General features: G+C 71.9%; 19 protein-coding genes. 8 read left to right on the top strand and 11 right to left on the bottom strand.

Annotated features, from left to right (window positions below; all coding sequences use genetic code 11):
- Positions 1 to 248: 248 nt before the first annotated feature.
- Complete coding sequence (locus ACPPVO_RS06035; protein ID WP_426510268.1) at positions 249 to 1,745, bottom strand: sensor histidine kinase; 1,497 nt, start codon at positions 1,743 to 1,745, stop codon at positions 249 to 251.
- A 23-nt stretch (positions 1,746 to 1,768) separates the two neighbouring features.
- Between ACPPVO_RS06035 and ACPPVO_RS06030 the strand changes: the two genes are divergently transcribed.
- Positions 1,769 to 2,245: a hypothetical protein gene (locus ACPPVO_RS06030; protein WP_426510267.1), complete on the top strand. Its 477-nt coding sequence runs from the start codon at positions 1,769 to 1,771 to the stop codon at positions 2,243 to 2,245.
- Here ACPPVO_RS06030 and ACPPVO_RS06025 read toward each other — a convergent pair.
- On the bottom strand, positions 2,220 to 3,248 hold the full coding sequence (locus tag ACPPVO_RS06025; RefSeq protein WP_426514550.1) for an SIS domain-containing protein: 1,029 nt from the start codon (positions 3,246 to 3,248) through the stop codon (positions 2,220 to 2,222). The two genes, ACPPVO_RS06030 and ACPPVO_RS06025, sit on opposite strands and share 26 nt — an antisense overlap.
- A gap of 124 nt (positions 3,249 to 3,372) precedes the next feature.
- Positions 3,373 to 4,908, bottom strand: a complete 1,536-nt coding sequence (locus ACPPVO_RS06020; protein ID WP_426510266.1) for an MDR family MFS transporter — start codon at positions 4,906 to 4,908, stop codon at positions 3,373 to 3,375.
- Between the two features lie 91 nt (positions 4,909 to 4,999).
- Here ACPPVO_RS06020 and ACPPVO_RS06015 point away from each other — a divergent pair, with 91 nt between their 5' ends.
- A complete protein-coding gene (locus tag ACPPVO_RS06015) occupies positions 5,000 to 5,692 on the top strand; it encodes a TetR/AcrR family transcriptional regulator (protein WP_426510265.1) in 693 nt (230 codons plus the stop codon).
- Between the two features lie 317 nt (positions 5,693 to 6,009).
- On the opposite strand, the gene ACPPVO_RS06010 is transcribed toward ACPPVO_RS06015, so the two are convergent.
- The 7 genes from ACPPVO_RS06010 to ACPPVO_RS05980 all read right to left on the bottom strand — a co-directional run bounded on the left by ACPPVO_RS06010 (position 6,010) and on the right by ACPPVO_RS05980 (position 10,674).
- Positions 6,010 to 6,495 (bottom strand): GNAT family N-acetyltransferase, encoded by a 486-nt coding sequence (locus ACPPVO_RS06010; RefSeq protein WP_426514549.1) that lies wholly within the window; start codon positions 6,493 to 6,495, stop codon positions 6,010 to 6,012.
- Between the two features lie 380 nt (positions 6,496 to 6,875).
- Complete coding sequence (locus ACPPVO_RS06005; protein ID WP_426514548.1) at positions 6,876 to 7,091, bottom strand: biotin/lipoyl-binding carrier protein; 216 nt, start codon at positions 7,089 to 7,091, stop codon at positions 6,876 to 6,878.
- A gap of 309 nt (positions 7,092 to 7,400) precedes the next feature.
- Positions 7,401 to 7,685 carry a mycothiol system anti-sigma-R factor gene (gene rsrA, locus ACPPVO_RS06000; protein WP_360381255.1) on the bottom strand — a complete coding sequence of 95 codons (285 nt, stop codon included), beginning with the start codon at positions 7,683 to 7,685 and terminating at the stop codon, positions 7,401 to 7,403.
- A 6-nt stretch (positions 7,686 to 7,691) separates the two neighbouring features.
- Positions 7,692 to 8,492: a sigma-70 family RNA polymerase sigma factor gene (locus tag ACPPVO_RS05995; RefSeq protein ID WP_426510264.1), complete on the bottom strand. Its 801-nt coding sequence runs from the start codon at positions 8,490 to 8,492 to the stop codon at positions 7,692 to 7,694.
- 200 nt (positions 8,493 to 8,692) lie between these two features.
- Positions 8,693 to 9,289 carry an alpha/beta family hydrolase gene (locus ACPPVO_RS05990; RefSeq protein ID WP_426510263.1) on the bottom strand — a complete coding sequence of 199 codons (597 nt, stop codon included), beginning with the start codon at positions 9,287 to 9,289 and terminating at the stop codon, positions 8,693 to 8,695.
- Between the two features lie 47 nt (positions 9,290 to 9,336).
- On the bottom strand, positions 9,337 to 9,783 hold the full coding sequence (locus ACPPVO_RS05985) for a WhiB family transcriptional regulator (RefSeq protein WP_360381263.1): 447 nt from the start codon (positions 9,781 to 9,783) through the stop codon (positions 9,337 to 9,339).
- Positions 9,784 to 9,951: 168 nt separating this feature from the next.
- Positions 9,952 to 10,674: an SOS response-associated peptidase gene (locus tag ACPPVO_RS05980; RefSeq protein ID WP_426510262.1), complete on the bottom strand. Its 723-nt coding sequence runs from the start codon at positions 10,672 to 10,674 to the stop codon at positions 9,952 to 9,954.
- Between the two features lie 89 nt (positions 10,675 to 10,763).
- Between ACPPVO_RS05980 and aroA the strand changes: the two genes are divergently transcribed.
- Positions 10,764 to 12,062 (top strand): 3-phosphoshikimate 1-carboxyvinyltransferase, encoded by a 1,299-nt coding sequence (gene aroA, locus ACPPVO_RS05975; RefSeq protein WP_426510261.1) that lies wholly within the window; start codon positions 10,764 to 10,766, stop codon positions 12,060 to 12,062.
- 7 nt (positions 12,063 to 12,069) lie between these two features.
- The gene (gene rsgA, locus ACPPVO_RS05970; RefSeq protein WP_426514547.1) at positions 12,070 to 13,068 is read left to right on the top strand and encodes a ribosome small subunit-dependent GTPase A; all 999 of its coding nucleotides are present in this window, start codon (positions 12,070 to 12,072) and stop codon (positions 13,066 to 13,068) included.
- Here the strand turns inward: rsgA and ACPPVO_RS05965 are convergent.
- A complete protein-coding gene (locus ACPPVO_RS05965) occupies positions 13,045 to 13,581 on the bottom strand; it encodes a DUF2087 domain-containing protein (protein ID WP_426510260.1) in 537 nt (178 codons plus the stop codon). The two genes, rsgA and ACPPVO_RS05965, sit on opposite strands and share 24 nt — an antisense overlap.
- 52 nt (positions 13,582 to 13,633) lie before the next feature.
- Here ACPPVO_RS05965 and hisN point away from each other — a divergent pair, with 52 nt between their 5' ends.
- The 4 genes from hisN to ACPPVO_RS05945 all read left to right on the top strand — a co-directional run bounded on the left by hisN (position 13,634) and on the right by ACPPVO_RS05945 (position 17,511).
- Positions 13,634 to 14,452: a histidinol-phosphatase gene (hisN, locus tag ACPPVO_RS05960; RefSeq protein ID WP_360381274.1), complete on the top strand. Its 819-nt coding sequence runs from the start codon at positions 13,634 to 13,636 to the stop codon at positions 14,450 to 14,452.
- A gap of 82 nt (positions 14,453 to 14,534) precedes the next feature.
- Entirely contained in the window at positions 14,535 to 15,407 is an 873-nt protein-coding gene (locus ACPPVO_RS05955) for a hypothetical protein (RefSeq protein ID WP_426514546.1), read from the top strand.
- 320 nt (positions 15,408 to 15,727) lie between these two features.
- The gene (locus ACPPVO_RS05950) at positions 15,728 to 16,372 is read left to right on the top strand and encodes a hypothetical protein (protein ID WP_426510259.1); all 645 of its coding nucleotides are present in this window, start codon (positions 15,728 to 15,730) and stop codon (positions 16,370 to 16,372) included.
- On the top strand, positions 16,300 to 17,511 hold the full coding sequence (locus ACPPVO_RS05945; RefSeq protein ID WP_426510258.1) for a nuclear transport factor 2 family protein: 1,212 nt from the start codon (positions 16,300 to 16,302) through the stop codon (positions 17,509 to 17,511). The genes ACPPVO_RS05950 and ACPPVO_RS05945 overlap by 73 nt, the downstream gene beginning before the upstream one ends.
- Positions 17,512 to 17,775 lie beyond the last annotated feature (264 nt).

Raw genomic sequence — 17,775 nt, 5'->3', positions numbered from 1 at the left:
AGCCGGACAGATGGCGCTGCGCACGCGACCGTAGTCAACGTGTCGGCGGCTGACGAGCCGCAGAGAAGCAGCGTGCATAGGCAGCAGTCTTCCACGGAGAGCGGTCCTTACGCCACGTCCACGTGAGGGTTCTCTCAACCCGATTTGACGAGCATGTAACCGGAATAACACTCAGCCGATAGGAATTGAGGGGCAGGATCACGCCTGGACCTGCCCCGACTCCCCCGGCGTCCCACAGTTCGGTTGGTTCAGCGCTTGGCCAGCGGTACCACCATCACGGCCTCGGTGCCGCCCTCCGCCCGCCCGCGCAGCTCGATCGTGCCGCGCAGCTCCCCGGTGGCGAGGGTGCGCACGATCTGCAGGCCCAGCCGCTCGCTGGCGTCGAGGTCGAAGCCCTCGGGCAGCCCGCACCCGTTGTCGGCGACGGTCACGTGCAGCTGCTTGCGGAAGCGGTGCACCGACACGACCACCTCGGGCGCCTCCGGCGCGACGGGCTCGAAGGCGTGCTCGACGGCGTTCTGCAGCAGCTCGTTGAGGACCATCACCAGCGGCGTGGCGATCTCGGCCGGCAGCACCCCGAAGTCGCCCTGGCGGCGCACGGCGACGCTGAACCCGGTCGAGCCGACCTCGACCGCGGCCGCGGCGACCCGGTCGACGATGCCGTCGAACTCCACCGCCTCGTCGGAGACCTCCGAGGACATCGAGAGCGTCTCGTGCACCAGGGCGATGGAGGCCACCCGGCGTACCGACTCCTCCAGCGCGTGCCGGGCCGCCGGCACGCCCACCCGCCGGGCCTGCAGCCGCAGCAGCGCGGCGACGGTCTGCAGGTTGTTCTTGACCCGGTGGTGGATCTCGCGGATGGTCGCGTCCTTGGTCATCAGCTGCCGGTCGCGCCGCCGTACCTCGGTGATGTCGCGCACCAGCACGAGCGCCCCGATCGGCACGCCGGCCGGCATCAGCGGCAGCGCCCGCATCAGCACGGTCGCGCCCCGGGCCTCGAGCTCCTTGCGCGCCGGGGCCTCCCCCTGCAGGGCCTGCTGGATGCGGTCGGTCGCGTCGGCCCCCTCCAGGGGGTCGTCGACGAGCCGGCCGGTCGTCTCGGCGAGGCTCTCGCCGACCAGGTGGGCGGCGAGCCCCAGCCGCCGGTACGCCGACTGCGCGTTCGGGCTGGCGTAGGTCACCTTCCCGGTCGCGTCGAGGCGGACCAGCCCGTCGCCGATGCGCGGCGCGCTCGTCGTCTCGCCCGGGTGCCGCGGCGGCGGCCAGCTGCCGTCGGCGATCATCTGGGCCAGGTCGTCGGCGGTGGTCAGGTAGTTGAGCTCGAGCTGCGCCGGGGTGCGCGCGGTGCTCAGGTTCGTGTCGCGGCCGAGCACGGCGATGACCTTGTCGTGGCCGCGGCGCCGGACCGGGATCGCCTCGTGCCGGGCGGGCATGTCGCCGTACCAGACCGGGTCGCCCTCCCGCCAGATGCGCCCCTGCTGGCGCACGATCGCCAGGTGCGCGACCTCGGGGCCGCCGGCGATCCGGCCCACCTGGTCGTCCTGGTAGGCCGTGCCGGCCGTCGTCGGGCGCACCTGGGCCACGCAGATGTACTCGCCGCGGACCTCGATCGGCACCCACATCAGCAGGTCGGCGAAGCTGAGGTCGGAGACGATCTGCCAGTCGCCGGCCAGGCGGTGCAGATGCTCGATGTCGTCGGGTTCGAGGTTGGTGTGCTCTTCGACCAGGTCGCGCAGGGTGGACACGCTGACCAGACTAAGGTTGCCGCGTGCGGCGTTCGGTACTTCCCCTGCTGTTGGTGCTCTCGACCGGCTTCTCCCTGGGCGGATGCGGCTGGCTCGGCCGCCACGGCGAGACGTCCAAGCCCGACGGGTTCCTGCTGCACGGGTACGTCAGCGTGGCCGGCGCCGCCGCGGGCGTGACCGGCAGCGCATGCCTCGCGCCCTCGTCGGTGCCGGACGTATACCAGGGCGCAACGGTGCGGATCGCCGACGCCGAGGGGCACCCGATCGCCGCGGCCGAGCTGTCGGCCGGGGTGCTGGCGCCCGACGGGAGCGGCTTCGACTGCAACTTCGCGTTCGAGGTGCGCAACGTGTCGGGGAGCCGGGCGACGTACCAGATCTCGGTGGGCGGCCGCCCGGCCACCTCGTTCCCGACCAAGGAACTCGCGGAGGGTCGCCCCGCGATCATCCCGGTCACCGCCGTGTCGGCATCGGCCGCTACAGCGTCGTCGTCACCTTCTTGAGGCCGCGCGGGGCGTCGGGGTTCTCGCCGCGCAGCAGCGCGAGGGAGAGCGCGAGGCGCTGCAGCGGCAGGATGTCCAGCAGCGGGGCGTAGCGCTCGTCCACGTCCGGGGTGCGCACCCAGCCCGAGGCGCCCTCGACCGCGGCCGGCCCGAAGACGACCGTGTCGGCGCGGCGCTCGCCGAGGCGGGCGACCACGTCGCGCATCGACTGCCCCGCGGGGCCGTTGCCGACGACCGCGAGCACCGGCACGTCCGGGTCGGCCATGGCGAGGGGGCCGTGCAGCAGGTCGGCCCCGGAGAACGCGAGGCCGGCCAGGTAGCAGGTCTCCATGAGCTTGAGCGCGGTCTCCCGGGCGGTCGGGTAGGCGTACCCGCGGCCCGTCGTGACCAGGCGGCCGGCGAAGCGGTACCGCGCGGCGAGGTCGACGACGCTGTCGTCGGCGAGCACGTCCCGGGCGTACCCCGGAATCCGGGCGAGCTCGGCACGCTCCTCGGCGGGCAGGGCGCCGCCGCCGCGCACGCTCTCCACGAGCATGAGCAGGGCGAGGAGCTCCGCGGTGTACGTCTTCGTGGCCGCCACCGCCACCTCGTGCCCGGCGGCGACGTCGATGTGCAGCTCGGCCGCGTTCGCCAGCGGCGACTCGGCGTTGTTGGTCACGGCCAGGGTGTGTGCGCCCTGCTCGCGCGCGACGCGCAGCACCTCGTGCAGGTCGGGCGAGCCGCCGCTCTGGCTGACCCCGACGACGAGCGTGTCGCGCAGGTCCGGGCGGGCGCCGTACACGGTCACGGCCGACGGGCTGGCCAGCCCGGCCGGGATGCCGAGGCGGATCTCGGTCAGGTAGGCGGCGTAGAGGGCCGCGTGGTCGGAGGTGCCGCGCGCGGTGAACACGACGCTGCGCGGCTTCCACTCCGCGATCTTCGTGGCGACCTCGGCGATCTGGCCGGCGCGCTCGTCGAGCAGGCGAGCGAACACCTCCGGCTGTTCGGCGATGTCGGCCTTCATCCCGGCGCCGGTCATGATCGGTTCCTCCAAATGAGCGATCGATGCGCGTTCCTGCTCATAGTCTGGCAGTTTCGCGCACCGATCGCTAGTTTACGCCGCTATTTTGCGCACCTCCTGCGCGAAACTACCCTTCCTGCGCAATCAGCGTGCGCTCGGCCTCCTCGGCGGGCCCGCCGCGCAGGGCGACCTCACGGATGAAGAACGCGATCACCGGCACGAGTACCGCGGCCACGGTCGCCCACAGGAACACGCCCGAGGTCGCGCCGGCGATCGAGTCGATGACCGCCGTCCGCACGGCCGCCGGCAGCTGGGCCAGGGTGTCGGGGTCGATCCGCGCGCCCCCGCCGCCGCTGGACAGCCGGCTCGCCTCCGCGGTGCCGAGCCGCTCGCCGAGCATCGAGTGCAGCCGGTGGTTGAAGATCGCCCCGAAGACGGCCACGCCGAACGCGCCGCCGATGGACCGGGCGAACGTGGCGGTACTGCTGGCCACGCCCAGGTCCTTGATCTCGACGCTGTTCTGCGCGATGAGCATCGTGGTCTGCATCAGGCAGCCCAGGGCCAGGCCCAGCACCGCCATGAACAGGCCCGACGTGAGCTTCGACGTGTGCGCGTCGAGCTGGGACAGCAGCAGCATGGCCGCGATCATCAGGACCCCGCCGATGATCGGGAAGATGCGGTACCGCCCCGTCTTCGTGATCGCCCGCCCAACCGCCAGCGAGGTCACCAGCAGGCCGCCCATCATCGGCAGCAGGAGCAGCCCCGAGTTCGTGGCCGAGGCGCCCTGCACGATCTGCTGGTACAGCGGCAGGAACGTGATCGCCCCGAACATCGCGAACCCGACGAGGAACCCGAGCACCGCGACGAGCGTGAAGTTGCGGTTGGCGAACACCGCCAGCGGCACGATCGGCTCCGGATGCCGCCGCTCGACGAGCACGAAGGCGGCGAGCCCGAGCACGGCGACCACGCCGAGTCCGCGGATCTCGGCCGAGCCCCACGCGTACTGCGAGCCGCCCCACGTCGTGATGAGCACGAGCGCGGTCACGCCGATCGACAGCAGCAGCGCCCCGAGCCAGTCGATGCGGTGCTCGGTGCGCCGCTTCGGCAGGTGCAGCGTCAGCGCGAGCAGGATCAGCGCGGCCCCGCCCAGCGGCAGGTTGACGAAGAACGCCCAGCGCCAGTTCGCGTGGTCGGTGATGAAGCCGCCGACGAGCGGCCCGGCGACCATCGCGACCGCCATGACGGCTGCGAACTGCCCCTGGTACTTGCCGCGGTCGCGGGGCGGCACCAGGTCGCCCAGCACCGACATCGCCCCGACCATCAGGCCGCCGGCGCCGAGGCCCTGGAACGCGCGGAAGCCGATGAGCTCGGGCATGCTCTGCGCGAAGCCGCACAGCGCCGAGCCGAGCAGGAACAGCACGATCGAGGTCATGAAGACGTTCTTGCGGCCGTAGAGGTCGCCGAGCTTGCCCCAGAGCGGGGTCGAGACCGTCGTGCCGAGCACGTACGCCGTGACCACCCAGGACAGGTGGTCGACCCCGCCGAGGTCGCCGACGATGCGCGGCATCGCGGTGCCCACGATCACGTTGTCGAGCATGGCCAGCAACATGGCCATGAGCAGGCCGGGCAGGACGACCTTCACCGTTTTGTCCGCCATCTTCATCGCCTCTACTTACTTGTCGACCGGCTAGTGGACTTACTAGCCGTACGGTAAGCTTGGTACTAGCCGGGCGTCAAGTAGGATGGGTTCCACGATGGAGACGCAGTCAGAGGCCACGCAGCCGGAGGCCGCCACCGCCCGGGTCGTGCGCGGGCGCAACCGCATCCGGACGGGCGAGTCGGGCGGGCCGGACGCGCGCGCCGAGATTCAGCGGGTCGCCCTGGACCTGTTCATCGAGGAGGGGTACGACAAGACATCGCTGCGCGAGATCGCCGAGAAGCTGGGCGTGACCAAGGCGGCGCTGTACTACCACTTCCCGACGAAGGACGACATCGTGTCGAGCCTGATCGAGCAGCGGATCGCGGCGGTGGACGCCCTGCTGGACTGGGCCGAGTCGGAGCCGCGCGACACGGCGCTGCGGCTGCGGTTCATCGAGCGCTACTCGGTCCTGCACGACGAGTTCGCGCACGAGAACGTGATCCGCTTCTTCGAGCGCAACCAGACGCTGGTCAACACCCTGCCGGCGGGCAAGCGCATGCGTGAGCAGATGCTGCGCGTGTTCGCCCTGCTGTGCGACCCGGAGGAGTCCCTGGCGCAGCAGCTGCGCCGGGCGATGGCCCTGTTCTCGATCCACGCGAGCTGGTTCCTGCTGCGCGAGCGACCGGGCACCCCGGAGGAACGCCGAGCGGCAGCGTTGGAGGTGGCGTCGGAGCTGATGTCGTCAGCGGACGAACACGGCATTTCGCCCAAACCCGACGAGTTGCCAGCGGATCACTCAGGCGACTAATTTCCGCGCAATTACGGCTTTTCACCGCCGGTCTGCCAGCGCTCCACGTGATCCTTTGCCAGCGCTCCGCGCGATCCGCGGTGATCCACGACGAGATCCGGGTTGCGGGCGCCTCCGGGGCGGGGCCGGTGGGGGTTTTGTCGCAGGTGGTGGGGCCAGGCGCGTCATTTCCTCGCAGCCATGCCGGAAGCTCAGCCACCATCTTGGGCCCAAGCGATCGCCCTGCTCCATGATCGCGTTGCCGTCGAGGCCGGGCCGGACGCGGGCCAGGTCGGCGCCCGACATATCCCCCGTCGGCCGATAAAGGCAAAAATACCCTATTTGTCGGTATTCGCCAGCTCCCGCCGCAGGCCAAGCAGGTTGACCTTGGGCACCGGCGACCAGTCCAACGAGGGCTCCCGCACAAACCCGAACCGCTCGTACAGCGCAAACGCCCCCGGATTGTCATCCCGCACGCAAATCACAACGGCGCGACACCCAAACCCGGCGGCCCGCTCGAGGCAGGCCTGCACCAGCGCCCGGGCAACCCCACGCCGCTGAGCGGCGGGATCGACGGCGAGCGTACGGAACTCAGCCTCCCCGGCCCGCGAAACCTCCGCGTACTTCCCGCCGGCGAGCGTGAACGTCACCGCCCCGAGCAGCGCTCCGTCAACCTCGGCGACGAGCGTGTCGGCCGCCTCGGCCCGGCTGGCAACGTCGGCGAGCACCGCCGCGTACTCGGGTGCCGCCTCCAACTGCCCGTCCGCCCGATAGGCCTCGACCGTCAGCCGCGACACGTCCGCGTAGTCGCCCACCGCGATCATGCGGACCCGCACACCATCCACCGGGGCGCCACCCGCCCGGACACCATCCAGCCGGGTATCAACGCCGCCCGCACCGGCCCCGCCGGCATGATCCAGCCGGACAGCATCCACCCGGGCAGGAGCCGCCCGGGCATCACCCGTAGCCGACGCTACGGTCCGGCCTTGCACCGGCACGCGGCCGGCCGTGCGGTCCGAACCCGGCGAAGTCACCACCGTCGCGGCAGACCCCAAAGACGGCACCCCCAAAGACGGCACCCCCGAAGACGACAAAGCCCCCGAAGACAAGGCGCCCGGAGACGCGACCCCCGGCGACGGGAAGCCCGAAGACGGGCACTCCGGAGACGGGATCGCCGCGGAATCGGCCGGCGGCGGGAGCGAACTCACCCGATCACGGCGATCAGGTCGCCCTCCTGCACCACGTCGCCCTCGTGTACGGCGATCTGGCTCACCGTGCCGTCCGACTCGGCCATCACCGGGATCTCCATCTTCATGGACTCCAGGATCACCAGGGTGTCGCCCTCGGCCACCTCGGCGCCCACCTCCGTCGTGATCTTCCAGACGTTGGCGACCATCTCGGCACGGATCTCGTCGGACATCCCGGTCTCCCTCGAGGGCACGGCTGCATCGTGTGCGCTCGCAGCATATCGGGGCCACCACCCGCCGCGGAGCCCTACCGCGACGGGGGCACGCAACCCAAGACCAAGACACGCAACCCGAAGACCAGATACGCAACCCGAAGACCAAGAGGACACGCAACCCCGAAGACCAAGAGAGGACCAGCGCGCGCCCCCGCGGGAAATAGAGACTCGGGCGGTGCGGGCCGATCAAACCTAAGGCTACACAAGCCATCCAAATCTGACGATCAAGGTTCTACGCGGCGGCAACAACAAGGCACACAGCGTGAACTAGTCCGTCCGCAGTTCTCTCGAGTCGGCGTTCACCACGAACTCCGAGAGTTTCGCGCGCAGCCGGGCCTTCAGCTCGGCCGGCGCCAGCTCCGAGCCGCAGCAGCGCGCGACCAGGGCCTTGACCTCCTGCTCGATGCCGAACTCGCGCAGGCACGGCGAGCACTCGTCCAAGTGCTCGCGAATCATGCCGCGGCGGTCGTCGGTGCACTCCAGGTCGAGGTACAGGTACACCTCGGCGAGCACGTCACTGCAGTCGGTCTCGTGCGGGTCTCCACAGCTCATCGGATCTCAGACCTCGCTCGGCTCAGCGGACGGGGTGCGGGTGAACCCACGGTCGGCAGCATAAGTCTCGAGTTGCTTGCGCAGGTTGCGCCGGCCGCGGTGGAGGCGGGACATCACGGTGCCGATCGGCGTGTTCATGATGTCGGCGATCTCCTTGTAGGAGAAGCCCTCGACGTCGGCGAGGTAGACCGCGAGGCGGAACTCCTCGGGCAGCGACTGCAGGGCCTCCTTCACGTCGGAGTCGGGCAGCCGGTCCAGGGCCTCGGTCTCGGCCGAGCGCAGGCCGCTGGACGTGTGCGACTCCGCCTCGGCGAGCTGCCAGTCGGTGATCTCCTCCGTGGGCGCCTGGACGGGCTGGCGCTGCCGGCGACGGTAGGAGTTGATGTACGTGTTGGTGAGGATGCGGTACAGCCACGCCTTGAGGTTCGTGCCCGACTCGAACTGGTGGAATGCCGCGTAGGCCTTCAGGAAGGTCTCCTGCACCAGGTCCTCGGCGTCGGACGGGTTGCGCGTCATCCGCAGCGCGGCGGCGTACAGCTGGTCGATGAAGGGCAGCGCGTCGTGCTCGAACCGGACCCGCTGCTGCTCCGCGCTCTCGCTGCTGACCACTCGTGCGACCCCCACCCTCGACCGTCCGGTCGAGGATACGCCGAGTTGCTGGACGAGTTCTGTGTTTGTGGCGCCCGTCAACCGCTCCCGGGTGATCGGCTGCCACGCCGGATCCGGCTCGGCATCGGATGCCGCCGGCCACGCCGGGCTGAACAGCAGCTCGCGGATCCGCAGGTCATCACGCTCAAGTGTTGCCACGCTCTGGTTCCCTCCGCTGGCGGCGCCGTCGGCAGCGTCGCACGGGTGGTGTAACACCGGAGCCGGCGTGGTCATTCCACGCGAAGGGGACCTGCCTCACCTGCCCCAGCGGCCGGTCGCACTTGGGACCGGACCGGCCGCCGGGAGCAGGAAGGGCCTGGGAGATGTGGCACTGTGACCGGCGCAACCGGCCACGTTGCCTACAACGAGGCGGCCCCGTCGCCGGTGACGAAGCCGGCGGCGGCCGCCGCGAGGGCCGCGGGATTCTTGGACAGCGCGTGCGTCTCCCCGGGCAGAACCTGCACCTGTACCCCGGGGGAAGCCGCCGGCACCCCGAAGGCGTCCCGGTCGCCGTTGAGCACCAGCGTGGGCACCCCGGTCAGGAGCTCGTCCGCCCGCGACCTGTCGGGCTTGCCCGGCGGGTGCAGCGGGAACGCCAGCGCCAGGATGCGGGCGGCCCCGGCCTCGCGCGCGGTGCGGCAGGCGACCCGCGCGCCGCTGGAGCGGCCGCCGACGACGAGCGCCGAGAACTCGAGGTTCTTGCGCAGCCGGGCGACGACGGCGAGCCAGGCGGCGTCGAGCTGGGCGGCGGGTGCGGGCGCACGGCGACCGGCGACGCGGTAGGGCTGCGTCACCAGTGCCACGGCCACCCCGCGGGCGAGGGCCTCGGCGCGCACGGCCACCAGGTCGGGCGCGTCGACGTCGCCGCCCGCCCCGTGGCCGAGCACGAGCAGCGTCCCGCCGTAGTTCTCGGGCACGTCGAGGCGGTACCGCGCCGGCCCGTGCGGTGTGGCCACCGACCGTCCGCCGCCCGGACGTGACCGGGCGGCGGACGGGGACGGCTTTATTGCGGAGCGCCCACCCCGACCGGGTCCGGCTTCTCCTGACTCCGAGCCGATCGCTGCAGGGGCAGGATCGGCAGGTACGCCACTGCGCCGAGTCTTGGGTCGCTCTGGCCGGGAACCCCCGGCCCCTGCCCCTCGTTGCGCCATGCGACGAGCATCGCACGCCGTTCGCGGGGTGTTGTGGCTCCCCAGACGCCGTGGCAGTCGCCGACGTCGAGCGCCCACGCTAGGCAGGCCCCCTGGACGTCGCACGTGCGGCACAGGGCCACCGCGGCATCGGCCGGCTCGGTCGGAGCCGGGAAGAACGTTTCTGGATCGACGGCCTGACAGGCGCCGCGGATCCGCCAGGCCCCGTCGCCTTGCTGCTCCTTGACGGCTCTGAGCAGTCGCGGGTCTCGCCGCGCGGCTGCAACTTCATGAGGGCGTGGCATCCTCGCCCGGGTCATACACCCACCTCCCCCGTGGGTCAAACGAATGCAAGGTGGATGAACGTCGGGATGCCCCCATCCGACATAGACCCACCGGCGCTGTGTTGTATCGCACTAACGATGGCAAATTCAAGAGTTAGTTGGCCGATCCGCAAAAACGGTCGGAATTTTATCTGGACTTACAGCCTAAAAAAGGGTCAGATCGATCGGATCGACATCCCCGGAACGCAGCGGAGGGGCCGGAACTTTCGCCACCAAGTCGGGTCCGTCGTTGCGTACGTCACCCACGCGAGCCCCTACAGGGCGTAGTTCCAGGCGTGCGACGTGCGACGACGGCGTCGGCAACAGGAGGCTCGCATCCGCTTCCGCGGAAAGCCAGTCGCCCCATCGCTCGGCCGGCAGCAGCAACGGCATGCGGTCGTGGATGAGCGTCAGGTCATCGACGGCCGGCGTGGTGATGATGCTGCACGTGAGGAGCCGATCGTCGCCTTTGCCCCACACGGTCCACAGCCCCGCGAATACGCACGGCTCGGCGTCGCCGAGCGTCATGAAGTACGGCTGCTTGGATTTTCCGTCGTCACTGCGGACCCACTCGTACCAGCCGTCGGCGGGCACCAGGCACCGGCGGCGCGTGAACGACTGCGCGAAGGCGCTGGAGGACTCGACGGTCTCGGCGCGCGCGTTGATCATCCGCGCGCCGACCTTCGGGTCCTTGGCCCACGACGGCACGAGCCCCCAGCGGGCCGTGGACAGGACCTTTCCGCCCGCGGACTGCGAGACCCGCACGACCGGCACCGGGTCGGTGGGGGCCACGTTGTAGTCGGGCTCCAGGCCGTCGGTGTCGTCGGCCGCCTCGAAGAGCGTGCTGAGGTCGACGTTGCTGCGCGAGGTCGCATACCTGCCACACATGCCGTCACCGTATCCGCGGGGTATGACAAAAACCCCCGCCGCTTCCGCGAACGGTCGCTACATATCGAAACTGATTGCACACTGAGCGCGTGGAAACGCACTTACCGTGGCCGGCTCCGACCGCCTCGGGCCCGCTGAACGCGGCGCTGCGGCTGCCGGGTTCGAAGTCCATGACCGCGCGGGCGCTCGTCCTCGGGGCCGTCTCGCACGGCGCGAGCACGCTGCGGGCCCCGCTGCGGGCCCGCGACACCGAGCTGATGGCCGCCGGCCTGCGCGCGATGGGCTGCCACGTGTCGACCGCCGACGACAACCTGTGGCTGCTGCGCTCGCGGCCGCTGGAGGGCCCGGCCCGGGTCGACGTCGGGCTGGCCGGCACCGTGCTGCGCTTCCTGCCGCCGGTCGCGGGCCTGGCCACCGGCGCGGTGTCGTTCGACGGCCAGCCCGCGGCCCGGCGCCGCCCGATGGCCCCGCTGATCGGCGCGCTGCGGACGCTCGGCGCGCGCATCGACACCGCCAACGGGCTGCCGTTCACCGTGCACGGCCACGGGCGGATCGCGGGCGGCCCGGTGACCATGGACGCCTCGGCGTCCAGCCAGCTCGTCTCCGGGCTGCTGCTGTCGGCGGCCGGCTACGACCGCGGGATGGTGCTGCGCCACGTCGGCGCCCCGGTCCCCCGCCCGCACGTGGCCCTGACGGTGCACATGCTGCGCTCGGCCGGCGCCGGCGTCGACGACACCCGCCCGGACGTGTGGGCGGTCGAGCCCGGCCGGCTGAAGGGACGGGCCTGGGACATCGAGCCCGACCTCGCCAGCGCCGCCCCGTTCCTGGCCGCGGCGCTGGTCGCCGGCGGGACGGTCACCGTGCAGGGCTGGCCGGCCGCGACCAACCAGCCGACCCGGCGCCTGCTCGACGTGCTGCGGCAGATGGGCGGCGAGGCGGCCGTGACCGCGCGGGGGCTGGTGGTGCGGGGCTCCGGGGCGGTACACGGGGTCAGCGCCGACCTCTCCGGCCTGGCCGACGTGTCGGCGGTACTGGCGGCGGTGGCCGCGCTCGCCGACTCGCCGTCGCACCTGCGCGGCCAGGAGCCCCCGGACCGCCTCGCCCAGGTGGCCTCGGCGCTGTCCGGCCTGGGCACCGACGTCACCCAGGAGGCCGACGGCCTGCGCATCCGCCCGCGGCCCCTGCGGGGCGGCACGCTGCGCACGCACGGCGACCGGCGCCTCGCCCACGCCGGCGCGGTGCTCGGGCTCGCCGTCGCCGGACTGCGCCTCGACGACGTGGCATGCACCGCGAAGACGCTGCCGGAGTTTCCCCGGCTATGGTCGAGCATGGTGTCGAGCTACGAGGGAGGCCCGGCTGACGCGGAAGCGCGAGTACGACGAGGATGACGTGCGGGTGCGCCCCAGCCGGTCCTCGCGACCGCGCACGCGCACACGCCCCAAGCACGACGACGCCGTCGAGGGCTTCGTGGTCGCCGTCGACCGCGGGCGGTACACCTGCGACATCGCCGGCACCGGCGCGACCGTGACCGCCATGCGCGCCCGGGAGCTCGGGCGGCGCGGCGTGGTCGTCGGCGACCACGTGCAGATCGTCGGCGACGTGACCGGGCGCCCGGACACGCTGGCCCGCATCGTGCGCATCGACGAGCGCAGCTCGATGCTCATGCGCACGGCCGACGACGAGGAGGGCGGCACCGAGGGCCGCTTCGAGCGCGTGGTGGTGGCCAACGCGGAGCAGCTGGTCATCGTCAACTCGCTGCACGACCCGCCGCCGCGGACCGGGTTCATCGACCGGTGCCTGGTCGCGGCCTACGACGCCGAGATCGACCCGCTGCTGTGCCTGACCAAGGGCGACCTCGCCGGGCCGGAGGCCGTGCTGGACTACTACGCCGAGCTCGACCTGCCCTATGTGCTGTGCTTCCCCGACCGTCCGCTGGACGATCTCATCGCCGAGCTCACCGGGCGGGTGTCGGTGATGATCGGGCACTCCGGCGTCGGCAAGTCCACGCTCGTCAACCGGCTGGTGCCCGGCACCGACCGGGCGGTGGGCGTGGTCAGCGCGGTCGGCAAGGGCCGGCACACGTCGACCAGCGCGCTGGCCCTGCGCATGCCGGGCGACCCCGCCGGCAACCCCGGCTGGATCATCGACACGCCGGGCATCCGCTCGTTCGGCCTGGCCCACGTCTCCGCCGACAGCCTCCTGCACGGCTTCCCCGACCTGGTGGAGGCCTCGACGCGGTGCGCGCCCAACTGCGACCACACCGGCGCCGGGGGCGACTGCGGCCTGGACAAGATCGTGGCCGAGGGCACGGCCGACGCCCGCCGCCTGGCCTCGTTCCGCCGGCTGCTGGCCTCCAAGGAGGGCACGCCCTCAGACGACGACGGGGCCGCCTGAGCGCCAGTACACGTTGCTGTCCCGGGACAGCAGCCCGCCGTCCACGAGGTACCGGCGCAGGGCGGCGTGGTCGTCGTGCCAGGCGCGCAGGATCGCGTCGACCTCGCGCTCGGGGTAGCGCACCCCGGGCTCGAAGGACGAGACGATGTGCTCGAGCACGACCATGCGCTTGCCCTGCGCGGCGGGCAACCGGGTCAGCCGGCCGTCGTTGATGAACGTGCGCAGCACGAGGTCGCGCTGCCGGTCGGGGTCGAGCTGCGGCTGGGGACCGGCGGGCACCGCGGCGGTACGAACGGCGTCCTTGAACGTCTCCGCCGACGCGGCGAGCTCGCCGCCGGCGACGTCGAGCAGCCCGCCCTGCTGGAGACGGCGGATCGCGGGCTCGACGACGCGGGCGGGCAGCCCGGTGGCCGACTCGACGGCGCTGGGCGTGCGCGCGCCGAGCACGACGGCCGCGAACACCCGCAGGCGGTCGGACTCGGCGAGCAGGCCGCACAGGGCAGTGGGAGTCACAAACGGCGACAGTACTGCCAGAAGGTGGCGATCGTCGGCTAAGTTTCCGCCCATGGCTCGCTACGCGGACGATCTGGCCCTCGCTCATATGCTCGCCGACACCGCGGACGCGATCGCCGTGCCCCGCTTCCGCGCCCAGGATCTGCACGTGACCGAGAAGCCGGACCTGACACCGGTGACGGACGCGGACACCGCGGTGGAAAGGGCGCTGCGGGCCACCCTCGGCCGGGCGCGCCCGCGCGACGGGGTGCTCGGCGAGGAGTTCGGCGCGACCGAGGCCGCCGCGGGCCCCGGCAGCCGCCAGTGGGTCATCGACCCGATCGACGGCACCAAGAACTTCGTGCGCGGGGTACCGATCTGGGCCACGCTGATCGCGCTCATGGAGGGCGACCATCCGGTCGTCGGCCTCGTGTCGGCGCCGGCGCTCGGGCGGCGCTGGTGGGGTGCGCTCGGCCACGGGGCGTACGCCGGGCGCCACACCGCCGCCGCCACGCCGATCCGGGTGTCGGGGGTGTCGCGGCTGGCCGATGCGTCGTTCTGCTACTCGTCGCTCGGCGGCTGGGAGGAGGCCGGGCGGCTGGGCGCCATCCTCGACATCAGCCGCCGCACGTGGCGGCAGCGGGCGTACGGGGACTTCTACGGGTACATGCTGCTGGCCGAGGGCGCCGTGGACATCATGGTGGAGCCGGAGCTCTCGCTGTGGGACCTGGCCGCCCTCATGCCGATCGTGACCGAGGCCGGCGGCACCTTCACCGACCTGCAGGGCAACCCGAGCCCGGGCGGCGGGAGCGCGGTGGCGACGAACGGCCCGCTGCACGAGGACGTGCTCACCCGTTTGGGCACGACCCGGCTGTCCGGTTTGTCAGGCTGACACCAAAGGTCCGTATGCTCAGCACCCGCGCGGGGTCTATCCTGCCCGGGTGGCATCTTGGAGTTGGCTGTTCCTCGGCGCGATGATCGCCGCCTATGGCGTCGCCAACCTGCTGCAGTCCGTCGCCGCCGCGCGCACCGACCTGCACCAGGGCTTCCAGCCGATGCTCCTGCTGCGCCTGGGCCGCCACAAGTCCTACCTGGTCGGCGTCGCCTGCCAGTGCGCCGGCTTCGCGCTGGCCTTCTTCGCCCGCCGCGACCTGCCGCTGTTCCTGGTGCAGTCGGCCATGGCCGCCGGCCTCGGCGTCACCACCATCCTCGGCGTGCTCATCCTCAAGTGGAAGCTGCCGCGCACCGAGATCGCGCTGTTACTGGCCCTGACGGTGGGCATCGCGGCGCTCGTGCTCGCGGCCAAGCCGTCCCCGTCCCGCCAGCTCGGCACCGGCGGCGTGATCGGCCTGATCGTGGTGCTCGTCGTGCTGGCGGTGCTGGGCTTCTTCGCGGGCCGCCTGCACGGCGCGCCCGGCTCGGTGGTGCTCGGCTCCCTGTCGGGCGTGGCGTTCGGCGCCGCCGCGGTGGCCTCCCGCCCCCTGGCCTCGGCCGACTCGTTCGCCCAGTTCGTGACCGACCCCCTGTCGTACCTGCTGATCGCCCACTCGCTCGTCGGCCAGCTGCTGCTGGGCCTGGCCATGCAGCGCGGCTCGACGACGGCCGCGGTGGCCGCCATGGACGCCGCGGGCGCCGTGCCGGCCGCGCTGGTCGGCCTGTTCTTCCTCGGCGACGGCGTGTGGCCGCACCGCGAGTGGCTGGTGGCCGTGGGCATCATCGTGACCCTGGCCGGCGTGATCTGCCTGAGCTTCTACGCCGAGCCGCAGCACCACCACGAGACGGCCGAGGAGTCGGAGCCGTCCCCGCCGGGCCTGGCCTTCAGCGCCTCCCGCCGCCCCGCCCGCTGACAAACGCCCCACGAAATGTCGGGCGCTGCGCGCCGCGACATTTCGGATTTATACCCCGCCGGGGTAAAAGTCGGAAAAGCGGGATTGCTCGGGCCCGCGTCACCTGCGGGCCGCCGCTCCCGCCAGACACCGGTCAGGCCTGGCGGCCTTCCCTTCGGCGTCCGTAGCGCCAAGGGCGAATACCGCACGTAGTTGATTGAGCACGGCACGTCATCCGAACGGCCGGTACCGTCCGGCAACTCGGAGGACCCAGCCCGCACCCGGGTTCTCGTTCAGACGCCCTCCACGTGACCGATCTGGGATTTCGCAAGAGCCCGATCGTGAGCAGGAAGGAGGCGGACCCAGTGGTGAAGAGCAAGATCAGCGCCTGGTTCGCGATCTGGATGGCGCTGCTCACCGTGGCGTTCTACCTCTGGCCCGAGGAGCACATGGTCTGGTGGGGCGCCATCGGCCTGTCCAGCGTGGCCGGGGTCGTCGTGGGCGTCGCGGTGCACAAGCCCAGCCGCCGCTGGCCGTGGCTCCTGCTCGCCGCCGCGCTGGCCTGCTTCGGCGCCGGCGACTTCCTGTACAACCTGCTCACCGACGTCTTCGGCCTCGAGAACCCGTTCCCCTCGGTCAACGACGTGCTGTACCTGGCGATGTACCCCCTGCTCGCCGGCGGCCTGACGGTCCTCGCCGCGCTCAGCCTCACCGGCCAGGTGCAGGTGTGGCAGATCGTGGCGCTGGTGGCGGTCTACGGGGCGGCGTCGGGCTTCTTCGGCCCGGCGTTCGACGGGCTGGTGCCGACCCTGGTGGACGAGGACGAGCTGGTCCAGGCCAACGCGCTGGACCAGTTCGTCCGCCCCGCGGCCCTGCAGATGGCCGGCCGTCGCTGGGCGGCGTCCTCATCGCCGTGGGCGGCAGCGGGCTGGCCTTCGCGGTGGACGCCGCGACGTTCGCGGTCTCGGCGACGTGCCTGCTGCTGATGCGCTCCCGGGCCACGGCAACCTCGCGGGTCACGGCAACCTCGCGGGTCACGGCAACCTCGCGGGTCACGGCAACCTCGCCGGCCACGGCAACCTCGCGGGCCACGGCAACGGAGCCGTCGGACGCGCCGGAGAGCTCGGTGTGGGAGGAGTTCAAGGCCGGCCTGAACTACGTGCGCGGCAACGTCTGGCTGTGGGGCACGTTCGTCGCCGCCACCTTCGCGTACCTGCTCTTCATCGGCCCCACCGAGGTACTGCTGCCGTTCGTGGTCAAGCACGAGCTGCACGGCACCGCGGGCGACCTCGGCCTGGTCCTGGCCAGCGGCGGTCTCGGCGCCGTCGCGGCGGCCCTGATCGTCGGCCAGCGCGGGGTACCGCGGGAGTACATGCGCTTCATCTACATCACCTGGACGCTCGCGACCCTCGCGGTCGCGGGCTACGGCCTGGCCACGGCGTCGTGGCAGCTCGCCATCTCGTGCGCGCTGGTCAACGGCCTGGAGGCGGCCCGGCACGATCGCCTGGGCGACCGCCAAGCAGCGGCTGGTCCCGGAGGAGCTCATGGGCCGCGTCTCGTCGGTCGACTGGCTCATCTCGATCGCGCTGGTACCGCTGAGCTACGCCATGGCCGCGCCCGTCGCGACCGCGATCGGCGTGCAGACCACCCTCATCGGCGCGGGTGTGCTCGGGGCCGCGGTGACGCTGGCATTCTTGTACCTGCCGGGCATGCGCTCGCCGAAACAGTTGGTGGTCCCGACATGAGCGACGTGGTCGAATTGGTCGACCGCCTGGGCCGGGCGTTCCTGACCCGCGACCTGGACGGCTCGATGGCCTGCTTCGTTCCCGACGACGACATCACGTACGTCGGCTCCGAGGCCGGCGAGTGCGCAACGGGCCGCGACGCCGTGCGGGACCTCCTGACCGGTCTCTTCGCACGGCCCGCGGCGTACACCTGGCAGGCAACCTCGGCCACGGTGCACACCCTGCCGGGCGGCGCTTTCGTCATCGCCGAGGCGGACGGCGCGGAGCACGGCCCGGACGGGGCGGTGGAGCAGTTCGCGTACCGCATCACGGGCCTGCTCTCGCGCCGCAACTCGGACGCCTGGCTGTGGCGGGCCGTGCAGGGCTCAGAACCGACGTAACCTCTCGTACCCTGCGGGGTGGTGCGGCGCACCTCCAGGTTCGGCACGGCCGGGCCCGGGTAGCGGTGGGACGCGGCGCCCGAGGTGATGACGCGGCCGTCGCCGTACACGCTGATCTCCGGCACGCCGGTCACCAGCGTCTCGACCGGGACCAGGCCGGCGGACGTGCGCATCCTGCAGCACCAGCTCGTCCGGCGCGTACGACGCGGGCGGCTCGCCGGCCACCTCCGCGCCGCAGCCGGCCAGGAGCACGACGATCGCGAG

It is taken from the genome of Dactylosporangium sp. McL0621 (assembly GCF_049995355.1).
In the GTDB taxonomy this organism is placed as follows: domain Bacteria; phylum Actinomycetota; class Actinomycetes; order Mycobacteriales; family Micromonosporaceae; genus Dactylosporangium.
Note: the sequence above shows the minus strand (reverse complement) of the source record. Positions and strands in the feature narration are given on the sequence as shown.

Bases quoted from the DNA above. Each gene is read 5' to 3' on its own strand.
- ACPPVO_RS06025 (WP_426514550.1), bottom strand. From the start codon at position 3,248: ATGAAGGCCGACATCGCCGAACAGCCGGAGGTGTTCGCTCGCCTGCTC.
- ACPPVO_RS06020 (WP_426510266.1), bottom strand. From the start codon at position 4,908: ATGAAGATGGCGGACAAAACGGTGAAGGTCGTCCTGCCCGGCCTGCTC.
- ACPPVO_RS06015 (WP_426510265.1), top strand. From the start codon at position 5,000: ATGGAGACGCAGTCAGAGGCCACGCAGCCGGAGGCCGCCACCGCCCGG.
- ACPPVO_RS06010 (WP_426514549.1), bottom strand. From the start codon at position 6,495: ATGATCGCGGTGGGCGACTACGCGGACGTGTCGCGGCTGACGGTCGAG.
- ACPPVO_RS06005 (WP_426514548.1), bottom strand. From the start codon at position 7,091: ATGTCCGACGAGATCCGTGCCGAGATGGTCGCCAACGTCTGGAAGATC.
- rsrA (WP_360381255.1), bottom strand. From the start codon at position 7,685: ATGAGCTGTGGAGACCCGCACGAGACCGACTGCAGTGACGTGCTCGCC.
- ACPPVO_RS05985 (WP_360381263.1), bottom strand. From the start codon at position 9,783: ATGACCCGGGCGAGGATGCCACGCCCTCATGAAGTTGCAGCCGCGCGG.
- ACPPVO_RS05980 (WP_426510262.1), bottom strand. From the start codon at position 10,674: ATGTGTGGCAGGTATGCGACCTCGCGCAGCAACGTCGACCTCAGCACG.
- hisN (WP_360381274.1), top strand. From the start codon at position 13,634: ATGGCTCGCTACGCGGACGATCTGGCCCTCGCTCATATGCTCGCCGAC.
- ACPPVO_RS05955 (WP_426514546.1), top strand. From the start codon at position 14,535: ATGATCGCCGCCTATGGCGTCGCCAACCTGCTGCAGTCCGTCGCCGCC.